The organism is Novosphingobium sp. BL-A-28-Hi1-0D (assembly GCF_055521755.1).
This window is the reverse complement of sequence record NZ_CM145502.1, coordinates 3,360,321-3,380,200: the sequence shown is the minus strand read 5'-3', so window position 1 is coordinate 3,380,200 and position 19,880 is coordinate 3,360,321. Positions and strand designations below refer to the sequence as shown.

20 protein-coding genes are annotated in these 19,880 nt (G+C 64.8%); 10 read left to right on the top strand and 10 right to left on the bottom strand.

Annotated features, from left to right (window positions below; genetic code table 11):
- Position 1: 1 nt before the first annotated feature.
- Positions 2-574, bottom strand: a complete 573-nt coding sequence (locus ACZ1JW_RS16270; protein ID WP_465125711.1) for a helix-turn-helix domain-containing protein — start codon at positions 572-574, stop codon at positions 2-4.
- 97 nt (positions 575-671) lie between these two features.
- Positions 672-2,465, bottom strand: coding sequence for an ABC-F family ATP-binding cassette domain-containing protein (locus ACZ1JW_RS16265; protein WP_465141328.1), 1,794 nt, complete (start codon positions 2,463-2,465; stop codon positions 672-674).
- 111 nt (positions 2,466-2,576) lie between these two features.
- Between ACZ1JW_RS16265 and ACZ1JW_RS16260 the strand changes: the two genes are divergently transcribed.
- The 4 genes from ACZ1JW_RS16260 to ACZ1JW_RS16245 all read left to right on the top strand — a co-directional run bounded on the left by ACZ1JW_RS16260 (position 2,577) and on the right by ACZ1JW_RS16245 (position 5,902).
- Positions 2,577-2,873, top strand: coding sequence for a PepSY domain-containing protein (locus ACZ1JW_RS16260; RefSeq protein WP_465125713.1), 297 nt, complete (start codon positions 2,577-2,579; stop codon positions 2,871-2,873).
- A gap of 111 nt (positions 2,874-2,984) precedes the next feature.
- Positions 2,985-3,662 (top strand): response regulator transcription factor, encoded by a 678-nt coding sequence (locus ACZ1JW_RS16255; protein ID WP_196274488.1) that lies wholly within the window; start codon positions 2,985-2,987, stop codon positions 3,660-3,662.
- A 75-nt stretch (positions 3,663-3,737) separates the two neighbouring features.
- A complete protein-coding gene (locus ACZ1JW_RS16250; protein WP_465142798.1) occupies positions 3,738-5,063 on the top strand; it encodes a sensor histidine kinase in 1,326 nt (441 codons plus the stop codon).
- 104 nt (positions 5,064-5,167) lie between these two features.
- Positions 5,168-5,902, top strand: coding sequence for a hypothetical protein (locus ACZ1JW_RS16245; protein ID WP_465141327.1), 735 nt, complete (start codon positions 5,168-5,170; stop codon positions 5,900-5,902).
- 163 nt (positions 5,903-6,065) lie between these two features.
- Here ACZ1JW_RS16245 and ACZ1JW_RS16240 read toward each other — a convergent pair whose 3' ends face one another.
- The 4 genes from ACZ1JW_RS16240 to rph all read right to left on the bottom strand — a co-directional run bounded on the left by ACZ1JW_RS16240 (position 6,066) and on the right by rph (position 9,643).
- Positions 6,066-6,959: a tyrosine recombinase XerC gene (locus ACZ1JW_RS16240; protein WP_465125715.1), complete on the bottom strand. Its 894-nt coding sequence runs from the start codon at positions 6,957-6,959 to the stop codon at positions 6,066-6,068.
- A complete protein-coding gene (gene hemW, locus ACZ1JW_RS16235; RefSeq protein ID WP_465125716.1) occupies positions 6,956-8,107 on the bottom strand; it encodes a radical SAM family heme chaperone HemW in 1,152 nt (383 codons plus the stop codon). The genes ACZ1JW_RS16240 and hemW overlap by 4 nt, the downstream gene beginning before the upstream one ends.
- Positions 8,108-8,116: 9 nt before the next feature.
- Complete coding sequence (gene rdgB, locus ACZ1JW_RS16230) at positions 8,117-8,785, bottom strand: RdgB/HAM1 family non-canonical purine NTP pyrophosphatase (protein ID WP_465141326.1); 669 nt, start codon at positions 8,783-8,785, stop codon at positions 8,117-8,119.
- Positions 8,786-8,926: 141 nt separating this feature from the next.
- Positions 8,927-9,643, bottom strand: coding sequence for a ribonuclease PH (rph, locus tag ACZ1JW_RS16225; RefSeq protein WP_144907197.1), 717 nt, complete (start codon positions 9,641-9,643; stop codon positions 8,927-8,929).
- A 78-nt stretch (positions 9,644-9,721) separates the two neighbouring features.
- Between rph and hrcA the strand changes: the two genes are divergently transcribed.
- Both hrcA and grpE read left to right on the top strand, forming a co-directional pair.
- On the top strand, positions 9,722-10,786 hold the full coding sequence (gene hrcA / locus ACZ1JW_RS16220; protein ID WP_465126361.1) for a heat-inducible transcriptional repressor HrcA: 1,065 nt from the start codon (positions 9,722-9,724) through the stop codon (positions 10,784-10,786).
- The gene (gene grpE / locus ACZ1JW_RS16215; RefSeq protein WP_465141325.1) at positions 10,783-11,358 is read left to right on the top strand and encodes a nucleotide exchange factor GrpE; all 576 of its coding nucleotides are present in this window, start codon (positions 10,783-10,785) and stop codon (positions 11,356-11,358) included. Before hrcA ends, grpE begins: the two co-directional genes overlap by 4 nt.
- A 241-nt stretch (positions 11,359-11,599) precedes the next feature.
- Here grpE and ACZ1JW_RS16210 read toward each other — a convergent pair whose 3' ends face one another.
- The gene (locus ACZ1JW_RS16210) at positions 11,600-12,277 is read right to left on the bottom strand and encodes a cysteine hydrolase family protein (protein ID WP_465141324.1); all 678 of its coding nucleotides are present in this window, start codon (positions 12,275-12,277) and stop codon (positions 11,600-11,602) included.
- A gap of 35 nt (positions 12,278-12,312) precedes the next feature.
- Here ACZ1JW_RS16210 and ACZ1JW_RS16205 point away from each other — a divergent pair, with 35 nt between their 5' ends.
- Positions 12,313-12,705 carry a glycine zipper 2TM domain-containing protein gene (locus tag ACZ1JW_RS16205; RefSeq protein WP_465141323.1) on the top strand — a complete coding sequence of 131 codons (393 nt, stop codon included), beginning with the start codon at positions 12,313-12,315 and terminating at the stop codon, positions 12,703-12,705.
- Here ACZ1JW_RS16205 and ACZ1JW_RS16200 read toward each other — a convergent pair whose 3' ends face one another.
- Together ACZ1JW_RS16200 and ACZ1JW_RS16195 are read right to left on the bottom strand one after the other, a co-directional pair.
- Complete coding sequence (locus ACZ1JW_RS16200; protein WP_465141322.1) at positions 12,706-13,200, bottom strand: vgr related protein; 495 nt, start codon at positions 13,198-13,200, stop codon at positions 12,706-12,708.
- Positions 13,197-13,763 carry a copper chaperone PCu(A)C gene (locus ACZ1JW_RS16195; RefSeq protein WP_465141321.1) on the bottom strand — a complete coding sequence of 189 codons (567 nt, stop codon included), beginning with the start codon at positions 13,761-13,763 and terminating at the stop codon, positions 13,197-13,199. Before ACZ1JW_RS16195 ends, ACZ1JW_RS16200 begins: the two co-directional genes overlap by 4 nt.
- Positions 13,764-13,931: 168 nt before the next feature.
- Between ACZ1JW_RS16195 and dnaK the strand changes: the two genes are divergently transcribed.
- Together dnaK and dnaJ are read left to right on the top strand one after the other, a co-directional pair.
- Complete coding sequence (dnaK, locus tag ACZ1JW_RS16190) at positions 13,932-15,839, top strand: molecular chaperone DnaK (protein ID WP_465141320.1); 1,908 nt, start codon at positions 13,932-13,934, stop codon at positions 15,837-15,839.
- Positions 15,840-15,909: 70 nt separating this feature from the next.
- Positions 15,910-17,037 (top strand): molecular chaperone DnaJ, encoded by a 1,128-nt coding sequence (gene dnaJ / locus ACZ1JW_RS16185; RefSeq protein ID WP_465141319.1) that lies wholly within the window; start codon positions 15,910-15,912, stop codon positions 17,035-17,037.
- Between the two features lie 96 nt (positions 17,038-17,133).
- Here dnaJ and ACZ1JW_RS16180 read toward each other — a convergent pair whose 3' ends face one another.
- Entirely contained in the window at positions 17,134-19,446 is a 2,313-nt protein-coding gene (locus ACZ1JW_RS16180) for a patatin-like protein (RefSeq protein ID WP_465141318.1), read from the bottom strand.
- A 115-nt stretch (positions 19,447-19,561) separates the two neighbouring features.
- Between ACZ1JW_RS16180 and ACZ1JW_RS16175 the strand changes: the two genes are divergently transcribed.
- Positions 19,562-19,846, top strand: a complete 285-nt coding sequence (locus tag ACZ1JW_RS16175) for a hypothetical protein (RefSeq protein WP_465125726.1) — start codon at positions 19,562-19,564, stop codon at positions 19,844-19,846.
- Positions 19,847-19,880 lie beyond the last annotated feature (34 nt).

Genomic DNA, 19,880 nt, shown 5'->3' with positions numbered 1-19,880 from the left:
GTCAAAGCTTGCGCACGAGCATCTCGGCAAGCCCGAGCCACGCCGGCCGGTCGATCACCACCTGTCGCTGACCGGGGCCGGGCGGGAGCAGGGCGACGCGGCCGTCGCGCTGGTCGATCAGCCGACCGAAGGTAAAGCGGCCACCGGGGCGGGGCGAGAGAACGTCGCGGTTGAAGGCGCGGGCAAAATCGTCCGGGTCGATCTGACGGAGCCAGACCTGATCGCCCGCCCGGTATTCGCCCGCACTGGCATCGACCGCCATGGCCATAAGCCGCGCGGACCCATCGAGCGCCACGGGCAGGATCGCATCCATTGGCTTGGCCAGTGCCTCCGCCCCTTGCGCCCCAAGTCGCGCAACGAGGCGGGCAGGGCTCTCTTCATCGGCCTTGACCAGCAATTGCGGCTCGACCCCGAGCGCTGCGCCGATGCGGTTCATCCACGTCAGCGACAGGCTACGCGTACCGGTTTCGAGGCGGCCGATGGTCTGCGCCGTGGTCGGTGGCTCGCAACGCGCGGCAACGTCGGCGAGCGTCATGCCCTTCTGGCGGCGGATATCGCGAATTCGGTTGATCATGATGCGACCTGAGCAAGCTCCGTGCTTAACCGCAACGGTGATTTTTGCTTACCTGCAAAGTTCGCGCCGTGGCAAGGGCTTTACGTGGCCGCAAAGGCTATCCTTCAACCATCTCCGCCAGTTCCAGCCAGCGCTCCTCTGCCGCGTCCTTTTCCGCACGGACCTTTTCGAGGGCGGCCATCAGCGAATCGAATTTCTTCGGGTCCTTGGCGTAGAGGTCCGGATCGGCCAGCTGTGCCTCACCGCGCGCGATGGCGGCGTCGAGTTCCTCGATCCGCTTGGGCAGAATCTCGTAGTCGCGCTGGTCCTTGTAGGAGAGCTTGCCCTTCTTCGCCGGGAGTGGCGGCGGCGGAGGCGCCGGGGCTTCGCCCTTTTCGCCCCCCTTTGCCACCGGCTTGCCCGCAAGGCGGGCTTTGCGCATCTTTTCCCAGTCGGCATAGCCACCCGCGACGATATCGACCCGGCCAGACCCGTCCATGCCCAGCGTGATCGTGACGGTGCGATCGAGGAAGTCGCGGTCGTGGCTGACGATCAGCACGGTGCCGTCGTAGTCCGAGATCACTTCCTGCAGCAGGTCGAGCGTTTCCAGATCAAGGTCGTTGGTCGGCTCGTCGAGCACCAGCAGGTTGGAAAACCGCGCGAACTCGCGCGCCAGTAGCAGGCGCGAACGCTCACCGCCCGAAAGCGTGCCGACGCGCGCCTCGACCAGGCCCGGATCAAACAGGAAGTCCTTGAGATAGCCCTGGATGTGCTTGCGCACGCCACGCACGTCGATCCAGTCGCTGCCATCGGCCAGCACGTCGCGCACCCGCTTGTCCGGCGCCATCAGGCTGCGCTGCTGGTCGATCATCACCCCCTGCAGCGTCTTGGCCAGTGTGATCGTCCCGCTGTCCGGCTCCAGTTCGCCCGTCAGCAGCTTGAGCAGCGTGGTCTTGCCCGCGCCGTTCGATCCCACCACGCCGATGCGATCCTTGCGCGTGATGCGCAGGGTGAAGTCCTTGACGATCGGCCGTTCACCGAACGACTTGTTGACGTGGTCGGCAACGATCACCGCCTTGCTCTTGGCATCGTCGCTGGCGATGGCGAGCTTGGCCGTCCCCTGCGGGCTGAGCATGGCCGCGCGCTGCGCCCGCATTTCCCACAGCTTCTCAAGCCGCCCCTGGTTGCGCTTGCGCCTTGCGGTAACGCCGCGCTCCAGCCAGTGCGCCTCGATCTTCAGTTTTGCGTCGAGCTTGTCCGCCGCGCGCGCTTCCTCGGCATAGACCTGCTCCATCCACGCCTCGTACCCGCCAAATCCGATGTCCTTGCGGCGCAGGCTGCCCCGGTCGAGCCACAGCGTCGCCCTGGTCAGGCGCTCAAGGAATGTACGGTCATGGCTGATCACCACGAACGCGCCACGATAGCGCTGCAGCCAGTCTTCCAGCCAGTCGATCGCTGCAAGGTCGAGGTGGTTGGTCGGCTCGTCGAGCAGCAGCAGATCGGGTTCGCTCGCCAGCGCACGCGCCAGCGCGGCGCGGCGACGCTCGCCTCCGCTGGCGCTGTCGGCCTTGCGCGAAAGATCGATGCCGAGCTGTCCGGCGATGGCTTCGACCTCGTGCCGGGGCGGGGCGTCCTTGCCCGAAAGCGCGAAGTCCATCAGCGTATCGTAGCCGGTGAAGAACGGGTCCTGCTCCAGCGTCACGATCTTGGTGCCGGGCTGGATCGAGCGCGTGCCCTTGTCCGCATCGACTTGCCCACCCAGCAGCTTGAGCAACGTCGTCTTTCCAGCGCCATTGCGCCCGATCAGCGCGAGCCGGTCGCGCTGCTGGATGTGGATGTCGAGGTCCTGAAAGAGCCAGCCATTGCCCTGGATCAGGCCAAGGCCTTCCCAGCTGAGTATCGGTGCCGCCATGCCGAGCCGCTTAGCCGCACCGTTGCCCGCGTGCAACGCCGGACACTGAACGATAACGTCGCTTCGCATTCACGGCTTGTTCAATGCGCGGGTCTTATGCATGCGGACATCATGAACCGTGCAATTGCCCTCCTCGCCGCTTCGCTGGCTGTCCTGCCTGTCTCGTCCCACGCGCAACAGCGCCCGGACGAGCAGAACGAGGCTCGCCGTGATCTGCGCGCCGGCAATGTGCGCTCGCTCCGCGATATCGAACGCCGCGTCCTGCCGACGAAGCCGGGAATGCAGTACCTCGGCCCGGAGTACGATCCCTCGGCCATGGTCTATCGGCTCAAGTTCATCCGCGACGGCCGCGTATCGTTCGTCGATGTGGATGCGCGCACCGGGCAGGTTCTGGGCGAGAGCCGCTAACCGGAAAATCGGTGAACACAGGCTTTCTGGCCAATTCCTTGACCGTTCAGGTTTCGCGCCCCATCTAGCCGTTCAGGTTATGGCGCCAACGCGCGCAGCAAGGGGCAAGTGATGCGCATTCTGATCGTCGAGGACGAACCCACGCTCGGCAAGCAGCTCAAGAACACGCTCGAACAGAACGGTTACGCCGTCGATCTTTCGGTTGATGGCGAGGACGGGCACTTCATGGGCTCGACCGAGGAATATGACGCGGTCATTCTCGACCTCGGCCTGCCAGAGATCGACGGCCTCACCGTGCTCGGCATGTGGCGCAAGGAAGGCCGCAAGTTCCCCGTGCTGGTCCTCACCGCGCGTGACAGCTGGTCCGACAAGGTCGCAGGCCTCGATGCCGGTGCCGATGATTACCTCGCCAAGCCTTTCCAGACCGAGGAACTGATCGCCCGCCTGCGCGCGCTGATCCGCCGTGCTTCGGGCAATTCCTCGTCTGAACTGACCGCAGGCGACGTTCGCCTCGATACGCGTTCGGGTCGTGTCACGCTCAATGGCGAGCCGGTCAAGCTGACCGCACAGGAATACAAGCTCCTGTCCTACCTGCTCCACCACAAGGGCAAGGTCGTCAGCCGCACCGAACTTATCGAGCATATCTACGATCAGGATTTCGACCGCGATTCGAACACGATCGAAGTTTTCGTCACGCGCATCCGCAAAAAGCTTGGGCCGGACGTGATTACCACGATTCGCGGCCTTGGCTACAGTCTCGACGATCCGGCCGGCCCCGGTCGCGGGTAAAGCGTGGCCACCCAACGGCCCGAACCAGCACAGCCGCCGCAGCCAGCGCCGCACACCGGCTCGCTGGCGCGGCGCATGCTGCTCATCGCTGCTGGTTGGATTACCGTATTGCTGCTCGGCGGGGGCCTCGCACTCGACCAGACGCTGACCGGGCTGGTCACTCGCAATTTCGACGAACAGCTCGGCTACATGCTGACCGCGATGGTCGCCTCGGCCGAGATCGGACCTGACGGCGAGGTGTTTTTCAACCGCCCCTTGGGCGACCAGCGCTTCCTCGAACCCAACAGCGGGCTTTATTGGCAGATTTCGGGGCAGGGCCACGAGGACTTCCCCTCGCGCTCGCTGTGGGACCGCTCTCTGCGCACCAGCCTCGACAACAACTACGTCGATCCCAAGATCGACGACAGCGACCAGTTCGATGGCGAGCGCCTGCGCATCATCAAGCGCTCGGTCATCCTGCCCGGCAGCAATACGCTGTGGGAATTCCAGGTCGCCGCCAGCCGTGGCGAGATCGACGCGCAGATTCGCCGTATCCGCTCGATCCTGTTGTGGTCGTTCCTCGCGCTCGGGCTCGGGTTGTTCACCATGGCGGGCCTGCAGACATACTACGGCCTCGGGCCCTTGCGCCGCGTGCGGCTTGCCATTGCGCGCATGCGGGAAGGTGGGGCGAGCCGAGTGACCGATCCGCTGCCGCTGGAAGTGCAGCCGCTGGTTGTCGAACTCAATGCCCTGCTCGAACATTCCGAGCGGCAGGCCGAAGAAGCGCGCACCCATGCCGGCAACCTTGCCCATGCGCTCAAGACCCCGCTGACCGTGGTGATGAACGCCGCAACCGCCAAAGCCGACGACCTTGCCGATACGGTGATCCGCGAAGCTGCAGTGATGCGCCGACAGGTCGACCACCACTTGGCCCGCGCCCGCGCCGTCGGCCGCCGCGCCGTCGGCATGTCGCGCGCGCAGGTCTGGGAAAGCGCCGAAGCAGTGGAGCGCGCAGTGGTCCGGCTCTACCCGCAAGTCCGCTTCGACATGGACGGCAATCGCACTGCTGAAGTGTCGATCGAGCGGCAGGACCTCGATGAAATCCTCGGCAACCTGATCGAGAACGCGGCGAAATATGGCGGCGGCTCGGTGTTCATCACCATCGATGCGGTGCCAGCCGACCCGAAGTTCTGCGAGATCTGGGTCGAGGATGACGGCATGGGCATTCCAGAAGAAGCCCGCACCCGCATTTTCGATCGCGGGGCGCGGCTCGATACCGGCAAGCCCGGCACCGGCCTCGGTCTCGCCATCGTCCGTGATGTCGCTGAAATCTATGGCGGCAATGTGGAGTTGAAGGAAAGCGAGGACCTCGGCGGCCTGCTGTCAGTCCTGCGCCTGCCGCGGTCCGTGACCGCCAAGTAACCATATTCCAGCATCGGCCTTGCCAATGGTTCTGGAATCTCCGATCCAGACGCGGGAACAGATGGCCACGTTGCAAGCGTGGCTGCCAACATGGGTGGGGACGTATGAAGGCAGGATTGGTTATCGGGTTCGCGGCACTGTGCCTCGGTCAGACGGGGCAGGCGATGGCGCAGGAGCAGGCCGCGCCGCCTCTGGCACCTGCGGCCACGGCGGAATCGAATTGCGAATTGCACGTCTTTCCGACCGAAAACTACATCGGCTTCAACAGCGGGCTGCTTTCAGGGTTCGGCATTGTTGGCGCCGTTGCCGATCAGGAAGCGCACAAGGGCAGGGTCGCCACGGTCAAGGACCTGATGAAGGACTACCTCGGCCCTGAAGTCCAGTTGGCCGAGCTTGAAAAGATCAACTACCGCACGCGTCTTGGCGTGCCGGACTGGAAGGTCATCATCGAGCCGCCGACGCCTTCGAACGAGGCGGTCAAGGCCGACCCAGTGCTCAAGGCCAAGATCAAGGCACTCAACGCCGATTTGAAGGCAGGCAAGCGCATCACCTCATCGACCAACCCCTGCTACGCCGAGTTCCTTCTCGTCAGCGTGTTTTACTTCAAGGCAATGATGTACGGCAGCAACCTGCTCGTCGGCACGCAGTTCCGCGATTTCAGCAAGGGCGGCAAACCGATCATTTCCATCGGTGCGGTCAAGAACCCGCTGGAAGTCTTCCCGCCAAAGACCCCGGACATGGTCGAACCGGCCAAGGCCGAACTGCGTGATGCCTTCGCCAAGGACTTCATCGAATGGACCGAGAAGAAGCTCAAGGACGACAAGGCGGTGCGAAAGTAGGGCCGGCTTGATCGGCCAGCCGAGCTTGGTGTGGCGAGGTTATGGATCCCGGCTTTCACCGGGATGACGGGTTTGGGGTAACCGTCCTACACACTTCTTCTTCCGTCACCCCGGCGAAGGCCGGGGCCCATAACCTTACTGTCGCCACCAACCCTTGCCCCGATCACGCCCTCGGATGCGCATTGCGATAGACATCCAGCAACGTCGCCGCGTCCACGCGGGTGTAGATCTGCGTTGAGGACAGGCTCGCGTGGCCGAGCAGTTCCTGCAAGGAACGCAAGTCCGCGCCCGCGCTCAGCAGGTGCGTGGCGAAGGAATGCCGCAGCGCATGGGGTGTTGCCGTGGCGGGCAGGCCCAGCGCGACGCGCGCGCGGGCTACGGCGCGCTGGACCATGCCTTGGGCCAGGGGGCCACCCTTCGCCCCGCGAAACAGCGGCTCGTTCCGGGCAAGCGGCCAAGGGCAAAGCCGGGCATACTCGGCGACGCCCTCGCGCACGATCGGCAGCAGCGGAACCACGCGCTGGCGTCCGCCCTTGCCGGTGATGACGACGCTTTCGCCCAGCGGCAGGGCCGAGGCAGGTAGCGCCAGCGCCTCGGCAATGCGCATCCCGGCACCGTAGAGCAGCAGCAGCACCGCCCGGTCGCGCGCGGCGATCCATGGCACGCTGGCGTCGTCGGCCACCATCTCGGCGAGATTGACCGCTTCGTCCGGCGTTACCGGGCGCGGCAGGCCTTTCTTGACGCGGGGCCCGCGCAGACGGGGGCGGCTGGTGTCAGCCTCGCCAGCCTGCTCGCGGGCGAAGGCGATGAACGTCTTGAGCGCCGAGAGTTCGCGCGCTGCCGAGACATTGCCCAGCCCATCGGCGCGGCGTTCGGCCAGATGGGTGCGCAGGGTTGCCGCATCGATCCGGGCCAACGAGGACCAGTTTTGCTCCTCCGGCAGGGCGTGCAGCAGGCGCGCTACCGTTGCGGCATAGGCGCGGACGGTGTGTGGTGAACGGCGGCGTCCAAGGGCGAGATGGCTGTTCCACGCCTCCAGGATATCCGCCGTCGTCACGCGCTGACCAATGCGTCGGGCACCAATTCGGCGAGCAGCGCCTCAAGCAGCGGCGCGCCCTCCTCGGTCACGCGCAGACGGGCGCCCTCTTGCACGAGATGGCCCAGGCGCAGGTATAAGTCGCGCTTTGCCGGATCGATCAGATCGTCTGCTGCGAAGCCGAAGCGTGCGGCGAGCTTGGCTGGCTCGATGCCTTCGGTCAGGCGCAGGCCCATCAGCACGGCTTCCATCGCCTGATCTGCGTGGACGAGCGCGCGTTCCTCGGCGATGCCGTGGTGCTGTTCATCCACCGCGCGCAGGAAATTCTCGGGCTTCTTGTGCCGAACCGTCGCCGCACCCAGCCTCCGCCCATGCGCACCGGGACCGATGCCGACGTAATCGTGGTAGCGCCAATACGTCAGGTTATGGCGGCTTTCCTCGCCGGGGCGGGCGTGGTTGCTTGTTTCGTAGGCGGGCAGGCCAGCAGCGGCGGTCAGTTCCCGGGTCAGGCTGAACAGATCGGCCGACTGGTCGTCGTCAAGCGGCGTCAATTTGCCTTCGCGGACCAGCGTGGCGAAGCGAGTGCCTGGCTCGATGGTCAGTTGGTAGAGCGACAGATGTCCGGTTCCGAAACCTAAAGCGCGCTTGAGTTCGGCTTCCCACTGTTCGGGTGACTGATCGGGGCGGGCATAGATCAGGTCGAAGCTGATCCTGCCGAAATGTGCCTGTGCAAGCTCCAGCGCTGCAAGGCTTTCGTTGACGTCATGCAGTCGGCCAAGAAATTTCAATGTCTTGTCGTCGAGCGCCTGCAGGCCGAGCGAGACGCGGTTGATCCCGGAACTGGCGAGCGCTGCGAAATTTGCGGCCTCGACCGAGCTCGGGTTCGCCTCAAGCGTGATCTCGATCCCCGGCGCAAAGCCCCACAGCGCCTCGGCCTCGCGCAACAGTCTTTCGACCAGCGCAGGCGGCATTAGCGAGGGGGTGCCACCACCAAAGAAGATCGAGGACAGCGGCCTGCCGGACGTCAACCGCGCTTCATGGCGCATGTCTGCCAGCAGCGCGGCTTCCCACGCAGCCACGTCAGTCCGTTCGCGCACATGGCTGTTGAAGTCGCAATAGGGGCACTTTGCGAGGCAGAATGGCCAGTGGATGTAGAGGGCTAGCGCCATGCGCCAGCCTTAGGCGGAAAACTGGTCCGCTACCAGCTTGGCGAAGGCATCGGCGCGGTGGCTGATGGCGTGCTTTTCGACCGGGTCGAGTTCGGCGAAAGTGCGCGTGTCGCCCACTGGCACGAACACCGGGTCATAGCCGAAGCCCATTGTTCCGCGCGGGGGCCACGTCAAAGTGCCGTGGGCGCGGCCTTCGTAGACCGCGTGGGAGCCGTCTGGCCAGGCGATGGCGAGCACGCAGGCGAAGTGGCAGCCTCTTTCCAACTCTTGGCAACTCTCCCCGGACTCTACCGCAACTCTCGCGAACTCTGCGGCAACTCCGGCGAGCTTTCCCTCAACCTTGCCCATCGCCATGTACCAGTCGCGACCGGGGCCGCCCTCGAACACGTCCGCTTCGGCCCAGTCCGCCGTATAGACCCCCGGCGCGCCGCCGAGGGCATCGACGCACAGGCCCGAATCGTCGGCCAGCGCCGGAATCTGTGAAGCTTCCGCTGCCGCCCGCGCCTTGATCAGCGCGTTCTCGATGAAGGTCGTCCCCGTCTCGGCAGGCTCCGGCAGGCCGAGCGCGCCGGCGGACAGGCACTCGATCCCATAGGGGGCGAGAAGAGCCTGAATTTCCTTGAGCTTTCCGGCGTTGTGCGTGGCGATGACCAGCTTGCCGGTGCCGAGACGGGGCATGTGTACATCCTTGCGAAAAAGCATCGTCCTGATTGTCGTCATCCCGGCGAAGGCCGGGATCCATTTCGTCGCCCGGATGCTCCGAGGGGTAGTGGACCCCGACCTTCGCCTGGGTGACGCCATGATAGGTCCCGCCTGAACTTAACCGCGAACCGCCTTTTCCTGCGCCGCGAAGATCTCGTTGCAGCCGATGCGGGCGAGGCGGAGGAGGCGCAGGAGGCCTTCCTCGTCGTAGGTCGCGCCTTCGGCGGTGGCCTGGGCTTCGGCGATCTTGCCGCCTTCGATCAGGACGAAGTTCGCGTCGGCATCGGCCGAGGAATCTTCAATGTAATCAAGGTCGAGCACCGGTTGACCATTGACGATGCCGCAGGAAATCGCGGCGACCTTCTCGGTCAGCGGGTCTTCCTTGATCGCGCCGCTATCGAGCAGCTTCTGCACGGCGAGGCGCAGAGCGACCCATGCGCCCGAGATCGAGGCAGTGCGGGTGCCGCCGTCGGCCTGGATCACGTCGCAGTCCAAGGTGATCTGGCGCTCGCCCAGCTTCTTGAGATCGGTAACGGCGCGCAGGGAGCGGCCGATCAGGCGCTGGATTTCCTGGGTGCGGCCCGACTGCTTGCCCTTGGCCGCCTCGCGGCTGCCGCGCGTGTGGGTGGCGCGGGGGAGCATCGAGTATTCCGCCGTGACCCAGCCTTCGCCCTTGCCGCGCAGGAACGGAGGCACGCGCTCTTCCACCGAGGCGGTGACGAGTACCTTGGTATCGCCAAAGCAGATCAGGACCGAACCTTCGGCATGCTTGGTAAAGGCGGTTTCGATGACGATTGGGCGCATTTCATCGGGCGCACGGCCGGAAGGTCTCATGGAATTTCCCTCGCAAGTTTGCATGGCCTCTGGCGCATTGGTCTTGAGCCTGCAAGAGCAGTAAATAGAATGGTGATGATGACAGGACCCACGCTTACCGATCTGACCGACCGCGCTCGCGAGATTTTTCGTCTTGTGGTGGAGGGTTACATCGCCAGCGGGCAGCCGATGGGGTCGAAGGCGCTTGCCGGATCGGGGGGCGTGAACCTTTCGCCTGCGTCGATCCGCTCGGTGTTGCAGGAACTGCAGGATGCAGGCCTACTGGCGGCACCGCATACCAGCGCGGGGCGGATGCCGACCGAGGTGGGCCTCAGGCTCTTTGTTGACGGGATCATGCAGGTGGCCGAGCCCACCGTAGCCGAACGCGCGCAGATCGAGCGGGGGCTGGCGCATGGCGGGACCATCGAGAATGCGCTGGCGGCGGCGAGTTCGGCACTGTCGGAGCTTTCGGCGGGCGCGGCGGTGGTCATGGTGCCAAAGCGCGAGCCGCGACTGGTGCAGATTTCGTTCGTGCCGCTTTCTCCCGTCCGCGCTCTGGCCGTGCTGGTCAGCGAGGATGGCGGGATCGAGAACCGGGTGATCGATCTGCCCGAACCCGTCGGCCCCAACGTGCTCGAGCAGGCGGGAAATTACCTGACGAGCCGGTTGCAGGGGCGCACTCTGGGCGAGGCATCCGGCGTGGTGCGGGCGGAAATCGCGGGCGGGCGCTCGGCGCTCGATGCTGCCAGCACCGATCTGGTCCAACGCGGGCTGGTGGTGTGGACGCAGGATGCTGCGGCGCGGCCGGTGATGGTGGTGCGCGGGCAGGCCAATCTGCTCGACGAAGCGGCGCTGAGCGACATCGAGCGCGTGCGGCAATTGCTGGAAGAACTGGAGAGCGCCGAGGCGATTGCCCGCGTTCTTGATGCCGCGCGCGAGGCGCAGGCGACGCGGATTTTCATCGGCAGCGAGAACCGCCTTTTCTCGCTTTCCGGCTCCTCGGTGATCGCTTCGCCATGGCGCGACAGCGAGGGGCGGGTGGTCGGCGTGGTCGGCGTGATCGGCCCGACGCGGTTGAATTATGCGCGCGTCGTCCCCATGGTTGATTTCACCGCCCAGACGCTGGGCAGATTCATCGGACAAGACGGGTTTTCGAGAAAATGAGCGATAACGACACGCGCCCCAGGGATTCAGAAGTTGAGGCGGAACTGAAGGGCGTGCCCGAGGACATGATCGACCAGTCTTCGCCCCAGAATTCGGCAGGAGACGATGAATTGAACAAGCTGCGCGAGGAACTGGAGACGGCCAAGCAGGACGTGCTCTACGCCAAGGCCGAGACGCAGAACGTGCGCCGCCGCATGGAGAAGGACATTGCCGACGCCCGCGCCTATGCCGCGACCGGCTTTGCCCGCGACATCCTCTCGGTGGCCGACAACCTTGCCCGCGCGCTCGAAACAATCCCCGCCGATCTGCGCGAGGACGACAAGTTCAAGAACCTCGTTGCCGGGCTGGAAGCGACTGGCCGCGAGATCGAGAAGGTCTTCGGCAGCCACGGCATCACCCGCATCGCCGCCATGGGCCTGCCGCTCGACCCGCACCAGCACCAGGCGATGATCGAGATGCCCTCGGCCGATGCCGAGCCGGGCACGGTGATTTCGGAACTGCAGGCAGGCTACATGATCAAGGATCGCCTGCTGCGGCCTGCCATGGTAGCGGTGGCCAAGAAGCCGGATTGATCTGACGTAGAGCCATGGTGTGTCCCCGTGCAGACGGGGACCTCAGTCGGTTTACGCTGCCATTCCGTAACTGCACCGAGGCCCTCGCCTGCGCGGGGGTGCAGGTTTGTGTTCGAGAGGTTATGGGCCCCGGCCATCGCCGGGGTGACGGGATTAGAGTTGCCAATAGATCGGGATTAGAGTTGCCAATAAATTTGGTCGCCCCGGCGTAGGCCGGGGCCCATTCGCCAGCGCTGCGATCCTACCGCCTCAGCAACCCCACAATCTCATCCGTTGAATAGAGATCGGCAAAGACGAATGCCATGTTGTGCAGCGTTGCCGCGTGCTCTTCGTCCGATAGCGCGGCGTTGGCGTCGTTCACCATCAGTACGCGGTAGTTGTGCTGCATCGCGTCGCGGGCGGTGCTTTCGCAGCAGCAGTTGGTCAGGGTGCCGGTGATCAGCACCGTGTCTATGTTGCGCGCTTTCAAGGCTTCGTGCAGCGAGCAGGTGCCGGGGGTGAAGCCGCTGAAGCGGTGCTTGTCGATCACGGTGTCGGCGTCCTGAACGTCCAGCGTCGGCCATAGTTGCCAGAGGTGGTGGCCGGGGGTGAAGGCGTTTCGGTGGTCTTGCGCGGTGCCGCCCATGCGCACCATGAAGTTTGACCAGCTCGGGCCGCCTTCGGGCGGAGTGGTGTAGCGCAGGAACACGTTGTGCCCGCCGCTGTCGCGGATTGCGGCGCTGATCCGGTTGATGTTGTCGACGATGCTGCGCGCCATGGGCACTTCGACCGGTGCGCCTTCCTCCATGAAGCCGTTCTGCATGTCGACGACGATATGGGCGAGCCGCCTTGGGTCGATGTCGCGGAAGATATTGCCATCACCGCCGCGTGAGGCGGCGAAGCGGGCGAGGATGGCGTGGTGATCGACGGCGTGGGGCATTGGCTGGGTCCTGTCGGCAAGGACAGGACCTTGCCTTGAAGCAGCGCATCTGTCCCGGGCCAGATGTCGTGGTTTCGGCAGGAGAAACCCTCGGCAGCCTCGGTTCGTCGCATGGGCCGGAACAGGAGGGCGGCCTGCTCGTCGTCTCCGGGAAATGGAGACAGACTATGCGCAAGATCATCATTGCATCGCTTATCATGGGCTCTGCCGTCACGCTGGGCGGCTGCGCCCGCAACTACGCGGGCGAGGGTGCGGCGGTTGGTGCCGCGGTTGGCGCGGGCATCGGCGCGGCAACGGGCGGCGATATTGCCACGGGTGCTGCCATCGGCGGGGCTGTCGGTGCAGCCGGTGGTTCACAGATCAGGAAGCGCGATAACCGATGCTACCAGGTGGACCGTTACGGTCGGGAGTATGAAGTGCGCTGCTGATCAGGCAGTAGTAAACGGCACCAGCGCTTCGAGCGCTTGCAAGGACGGGGCAGCCGGGGACGGTGCGCCCCGTCTGGCCATGAACATGTGGCGGACGAGTTCTGCCTGTTGTTCGATGCCGTATTGTTCGAACGGGCGGCCTGGATCGTAGGTGTAGCTATATCGGCAGAACGGATGGCGCATCAGGGGGAGCCACCATTTGCCGCGCGTCTGGGTTTGCCAGACGTGGACCATCTCGTGAATGAAAAGGCCCTGCGCGGGCAGCGATGCGTGCGCGAAATCATCGCAATAGTGCGGGCTGGCAGGGGCGAAGTGGATGTGGCCCATGGGGGCCATTACCGTTCCGGTCGGCTGAAACGGAAACCAGCGACGACGGCGGATGCGGACGGGCGCGGGGTTGACGGCTTGGCCGAAAACTTCGGCGACGAGCGCACATTCGCCGCGCGTCAGAGCGCGCTCCCCGCCGGGCGGGCAGGGAGCGCCGGTTGATCTCACATCTTGCTCATGTCGTGGCCCGACATGTCGTGGCCGGAATGGTCCATGTCTTCCATGGCATCACCGCCGCTTGCGCCGCCAATGGTTTCGATCCGGGCGGGAACGCTGACCTTGTCACCATTGTCGAGCGTGATGGTCAGTTCGGTGGTGCTGCCAGCCTTGAGCGTGTCACCCACATCGAACAGCATGACATGGAGGCCGCCGGGCTTGAACCGGACGCTCTTGCCGGATTCGATCGGCACGTCCTTGACCTGCTGCATCTTCGAGATGCCGTTGGCGGTCGTCGTCTCGTGCATCTCGGCGCGTTCGGCGCCTTCGACATAGACCGAGGCGATCTTGCGCGGTGCGCCGCTGCCTTGCAAGACGGTGAAATAGGCAGCGCCCGGGGTTCCGGGAACGGCGGGCAGGCGCACCATGGCATCGGTCACCACCACGCCGGGGGCGTTCTCGGGGCCAGCCTGTGCGCTCTGGCTGGCCGCTGCGCCGGGATCTTCGGACTTTTGCCCGCATGCGGCGAGCGAGAGGGCGATGGCGGAAAGTCCAATGATTGCAAGCTTGCGCATGGGTGGCGACTCCAGATGCCGTTATGTCGCCCGAGGTAAGCGCGCGCAGGCCTTGTGCCAAGAAGAACCCTACCTATATCGCCCTCAATCGAGCCGCACATGGCGGTCTGCCCGGCAGGGGGACCATCAATCCTCGCGGTGTCTTGAATGGAAGGAACTGGGGAACTCATGGCTAAAGTTATCGGTATCGACCTTGGCACGACCAACAGCTGCGTTGCAGTGATGGACGGGGGTACGCCCAAGGTCATTGAAAACTCGGAAGGTGCGCGCACCACGCCGTCGATCGTCGCTTTCACCAAGGATGGTGAGCGCCTGATCGGCCAGCCGGCCAAGCGCCAGGCTGTCACCAACCCGGACAACACGATTTTCGCGGTGAAGCGCCTCATCGGCCGCCGCTTTGACGATCCGCTGACCCAGAAGGACACGGAACTCGTCCCCTACACCATCACCAAGGGCAAGAATGGCGATGCCTGGGTCAAGGCCGGTGGCCAGGACTACAGCCCGTCGCAGATCTCGGCGTTCACGCTTCAGAAGATGAAGGAAACCGCCGAGGCCTATCTTGGCGAGACCGTCACGCAGGCTGTGATCACCGTGCCGGCCTACTTCAACGACGCGCAGCGCCAGGCAACCAAGGACGCCGGGCAGATCGCGGGTCTCGAAGTGCTGCGCATCATCAACGAGCCGACGGCTGCGGCGCTGGCCTATGGCCTCGACAAGCAGGACGGCAAGACGATCGCGGTCTATGACCTTGGCGGCGGCACGTTCGACATCTCGGTGCTGGAAATCGGCGACGGCGTGTTCGAGGTGAAATCGACCAACGGCGACACGTTCCTCGGTGGTGAAGACTTCGACACGGTCGTGGTCGAGTACCTGGCCGACAAGTTCAAGGCCAAGGAAAACATGGACCTGCGTGGCGACAAGCTTGCCCTGCAGCGCCTGAAGGAAGCCGCGGAAAAGGCCAAGATCGAGCTGTCGTCTGCCCAGACGACCGAGATCAACCTGCCGTTCATCACCGCCCGCATGGAAGGTGGCTCGACCACCCCGCTCCATCTGGTGGAGACGATCACCCGCGCCGATCTGGAAAAGCTGGTCGCAGGCCTCATCCAGCGCACGCTCGATCCTTGCAAGAAGGCGCTGGCTGACGCTGGCGTGACGGCCAAGGACATCGACGAGGTCGTCCTCGTCGGTGGCATGACCCGCATGCCCAAGGTCCGCGAAGTGGTGAAGGACTTCTTCGGCAAGGACCCGCATACCGGCGTGAACCCGGACGAAGTCGTGGCGATGGGCGCGGCGATTCAGGCAGGCGTGCTGCAGGGCGACGTCAAGGACGTGCTGCTGCTCGACGTGACCCCGCTTTCGCTGGGCATCGAGACGCTGGGCGGCATCATGACCAAGATGATCGACCGCAACACCACGATCCCGACCAAGAAGAGCCAGGTCTATTCGACTGCCGAGGACAACCAGCAGGCGGTGACGATCCGGGTCTTCCAGGGCGAGCGCGAGATGGCGCAGGACAACAAGCTCCTCGGCCAGTTCGACCTCGTCGGCATTCCGCCCGCACGGCGCGGCGTGCCGCAGATCGAGGTGACGTTCGACATCGACGCCAACGGCATCGTGAACGTGAGCGCGAAGGACAAGGGCACCGGCAAGGAGCAGCAGATCCGCATCCAGGCGTCTGGTGGTCTGTCGGATGCGGACATCGACCAGATGGTCCGCGATGCCGAGAAGTTCGCCGAAGAGGACAAGAAGCGTCGTGCCGAGGCGGAAGCCAAGAACAACGCCGATAGCCTCATCCACGCGACCGAGCGCCAGCTTGAAGAGAACGGCGACAAGATCGACGCTTCACTGAAGGCCGAGATCGAAGCCGCCATCGCCGAAGCCAAGACGGCTGTCGAAAGCGGCAACGCTGATGACATGACCGCCAAGACCCAGGCGCTGACCGAAAAGGCCATGAAGATGGGGCAGGCGATCTACGAGAAGGAGCAGGCTGCTGCGGCTTCTCCGGGTGCCGAAGCCCCGAAGGCCGATGACGATGTGGTCGACGCCGAGTTCTCGGAAGTCGACGACAACAAGTGATATTGCGATGAAACCGGCCCGCCGCTCGCGTCCCTGCGCTGGCGGCGGGTCTTCGCGTTAGGGAAGCGCAATGTCGGCGGAAATCGATTTCTACGAACTGCTCGAAGTGGAGCGGACTGCGGACGAGAAGGTCCTCAAGTCTGCATACCGCAAACTCGCCATGAAGTTCCATCCGGACAAGAATCCGGGCTGTGCCGAGAGCGAGGCCAAGTTCAAGCAGATCAACGAGGCCTATGCCTGCCTCTCCGACCCGCAGAAGCGGGCGGCCTATGACCGTTATGGCCACGCCGCGTTCCAGCAGGGCGGCGGCGGCAATCCCGGCGGCGGCTTTGGCGGCGGGGATTTCGGCGATATCGGCGATATCTTCGAGACGATCTTCGGCGGTGCGTTCGGCGGCGGCGGGCGTCAACAGGCGCGGCGTGGCGCGGATTTGCGCTATGATCTGGAAATCAGCCTCGAGGACGCGTTCCACGGCAAGGAAACCGAGATCGCGGTTGAGGTTTCGCAGAAGTGCGAGCCTTGCAGCGGATCGGGCGCGACGCCGGGGACTTCGGCGCGGCGCTGCAACCTGTGTGGCGGGCACGGCAAGGTGCGGGCGCAGCAGGGCTTCTTCATGGTTGAGCGAGCCTGCCCCAACTGCCATGGCCGGGGCGAAGTGATCGAAAGCCCCTGCAAGGCCTGCCGTGGCGAAGGCCGCGTCGATGCCGAGCAGCGGCTGCAGGTCAACATTCCGGCAGGTGTCGATACCGGCACCCGGATCAGGCTTGCGGGCAAGGGCGAGGCTGGGCCATTCGGTGCGCCTCCGGGCGACCTTTACCTGTTCCTGCACATCCAGCGCCACAAGGTGTTCGAGCGCGAAGGCACCACGCTGCTGACGCGCTGCCCGATCAGCTTTACGACGGCAGCGCTGGGCGGCGAAATCGAAATTCCGGGGCTGGACGGCAAGGTTCACGCCATCGAGATTCCGGCTGGCATCCAGTCTGGCAAGCAGTTGCGCAAGCGCGGCGCGGGTATGCCAGTGCTGCAGGGGCGCGGGATTGGCGATCTGGTGGTGGAAATCCACGTCGAGACACCGACCAAGCTCTCTGCGCGCCAGAAGGAAATCCTGCGCGAGTTTCAGGCGACCGAGACGGGTGAGGAATGCCCGCAGTCGAAGGGCTTCTTCGAGCGCATCAAGGATGCGTGGACGGGGATCTGATTGCTGAGTCCCCGCGAAGGCGGGGGCCTCGGGCGGTTTAAGCTGACGTTCTGTAACAACACCGGGGCCCCCGCCTGCGCGGGGGCGCATGCTGTGTTATTCGAACGCCGCCACAACCTCCGCGCGCACACGGTCGACCAGGCCCGGCTCGGCAACCAGCCGCCCTTGTTCCTCCTCCAGTATGGCCAGAAATGCATCGCGCTTGAACGCTGCGATGACGTTTGGCGAGAGCGGCTCCTCGACCGTCGAACAGATCAGGTCGATCATGCGCTCGGCGCCGTGGAGGCGGCCCCAGAGGTAGTCGTTCTCGCGGTAGGCGCGGCTGAAGAAGGCGCCGAAGTTGAAGAACTCAACCCCGCGAAGGCAGGCGAATGTGCCGCCCTTGCGGATCGAGGTGGCATCGTCGGGCGAGATGCGATCGACCTTCACCGGATCGAACTCGCCCATGCCTTCGCCCTGCAGCAGTGGCAGAGTGGCGATGTCGTAGAACGGGAAGCCGAGATAGGCGTGGAGGAAGCGGCGGCGCAGCGGCTTGTCCATGCTCTCGAGCGCGGCGACGAGCATGGAATCGACCTGCAGGTCGAGCCCTACCAGATCGCGCCGCGTGGAAATGGCGCTGAGCACGGCGGCGGGATCGATGGTGGCAAGGGCGGCTGTCTCGGCAAAACCGGGGCCAAGACCTTCGACGGTTTCGCGACCCTGATAGAGTGCCTGCGCGCGATAGACCGCATCGCGCGCGGCTTCACGGTCGGCAATGCTGACGCTTTCGCCCGCTTCCCAATCGTGGGTCAGGCGACGGGCGAGAAGCTTGAGGCGGCGGATGCGGAAGGCCAGATCGTGGGTGCGGAAGAAGATGATGGCAGCGTCGGTTGCCCCGCCGCCGCGCAGGGCCGACAGACGGTCGAGGCCCACGGCGGTCAGGTGCTCCCACAGCGAGGCTTCGACCTTGGCTGCCGTCGCGGCTTCTGGCGCGGCCTCGTGGATCAGGGCGGCTAGATCGGCGACGATCCCGGCGAGCTTGGTCTGGGCATAGCCATGAAATGCGAAGCCAGCGCGTTCAGCCGCCGCCTGTTGCGCCTTGTTGCGCCACGCGGTCAGGCGGCGTTGGTTGGGGCGGTCGAAGAACAGGGTGTGGCCAAACAGGGCCTCGACGGTATGCTCTATCTCGGGCCGCAGCGCTTCGACGATGGTGCGCAGGCGCTGACGCTGGCGCGATTGGCGTTCCAGCGATTCCAGATTGTCGCGGATCGGCTGCTCGCGCGGGATCGACGATAGCGAGCCGAAGATCGCGGAGAAGAAGCCGATGGTGCGCCCGCCCTTGGGCGCAATGCGCATGTGATCAGGGCTTGGATCGACATAGACGAAGCGGCGATCCACTTCGCGTCGGGCGGGCCGGTCGCGCAGCACGCTGATCGCCTGCGCGAAGGGGCGGTTCACCAGCACCGCGCCGTCAACCAGCGCCACGGAATCGACATCGCCCCGCTTCCAGTGGCTTGGCATGATGCGCTGGAGGAACTGTGCGCGACCGGGCCATTTCTGGCCGCGCTCCGCCACGAGACTGTCGATCTCGTCGATCAGCAGCGGGGGGAATGCGCCGGGGAAGCTGGCGGTCGACCGGGCAGCGAGGACCAGTTCGGGGCAGGGGGCAAGACTGCGGTCGCCATTGCGGCTGGTGGCACGGCGAAAGCCGATGGACAGGCGGTGTTCGCTCTCCACCACAGTCTCGGGACTGTTCAGCCGCAGTTCCTCAAGGTGGCCGTTGAAGTCGGTTGCGGTGACCAGCAGGTCGATGGGGTGGCCTTCGGGCAGGAGCGGATCGCCCATTGGCGTGCTGGCCATGGCATCCAGCGCATCGGCGATCATGCGAGAGAAACCGATGCCGCTGAAGGGCGGTGCGAACCAGCGCGCGCGGATCAGGCGCGAGACCTTGCGGCGCACTTCCGATCGGGTTTCCGGCGCGACTGTGCTGCTCACCACGTTGCCGGGGCGCTTGAGCACGAACCAAACCAGCGGCTGCGCCCAGAACTTGGCAAAGCGGCTCCACGGCTTGGCATCGGGATCGAGCAGGACGTCGATGTCAGCCCGTTCCAGCCACATCGCTGTTAGCGGCTCAAGGCTTTGTCCGGTGGCGATCGCCTGCGAGAGAAACACCCCGTTGATGCCCCCGGCGCTGGCACCGGAGATGATGTCCGGCAGAAGGCGCAAGCGCAGGTCGCGGGTGAGGGCAATTTCCTCGAACAGGCGGAGATAGACGGCCTCCACACCTTCGGAGACCGGACCATCAGGGCAATGGAACGCACGGCTGGCGCGCGTTGCCCGCCACAGTTCCTTGGTTACGCCGTGCATGTAGACGGCAAGGCTGATGCCGCCATAGCAGACAAGGGCAAGTCGCAGTTCTTTCTGCCGCATGGTTGCACAATGGCACCGAAGCGGGTCGCTCGCCAGTTGGATAATTCCCTGCGCAGGAACGCTACCGTCATCCGGGGTTTGTGTCAGACAGCAAGGTGATAACCGGAGAATTCAGATGGTCGAGGAACGTGTCGAAGTACGCCAGCCCGATGGCAGCGTGGAAACCCGCACGACGGTGCACGACAGCCCCGTGGTGCGTAGCAGCGGTGGTGGAAGCGGCTGGCTGATTGCGCTCGTGCTGATCGTGGGCCTGCTGGTGGGCGGCTACTTCCTGTTGCAGGCACAAGGCAGCCGTTCCGCACGCGACAATGCGATTGCCGAGGCTGCGGACGACGTCGGACAGGCGGCCAAGACCGTCGGTGATGCCGCCAAGGACGTTGCTGACGGCGACGGGAAATAAAGGCACACGACAGGACGCGATGTAAAACATGCCG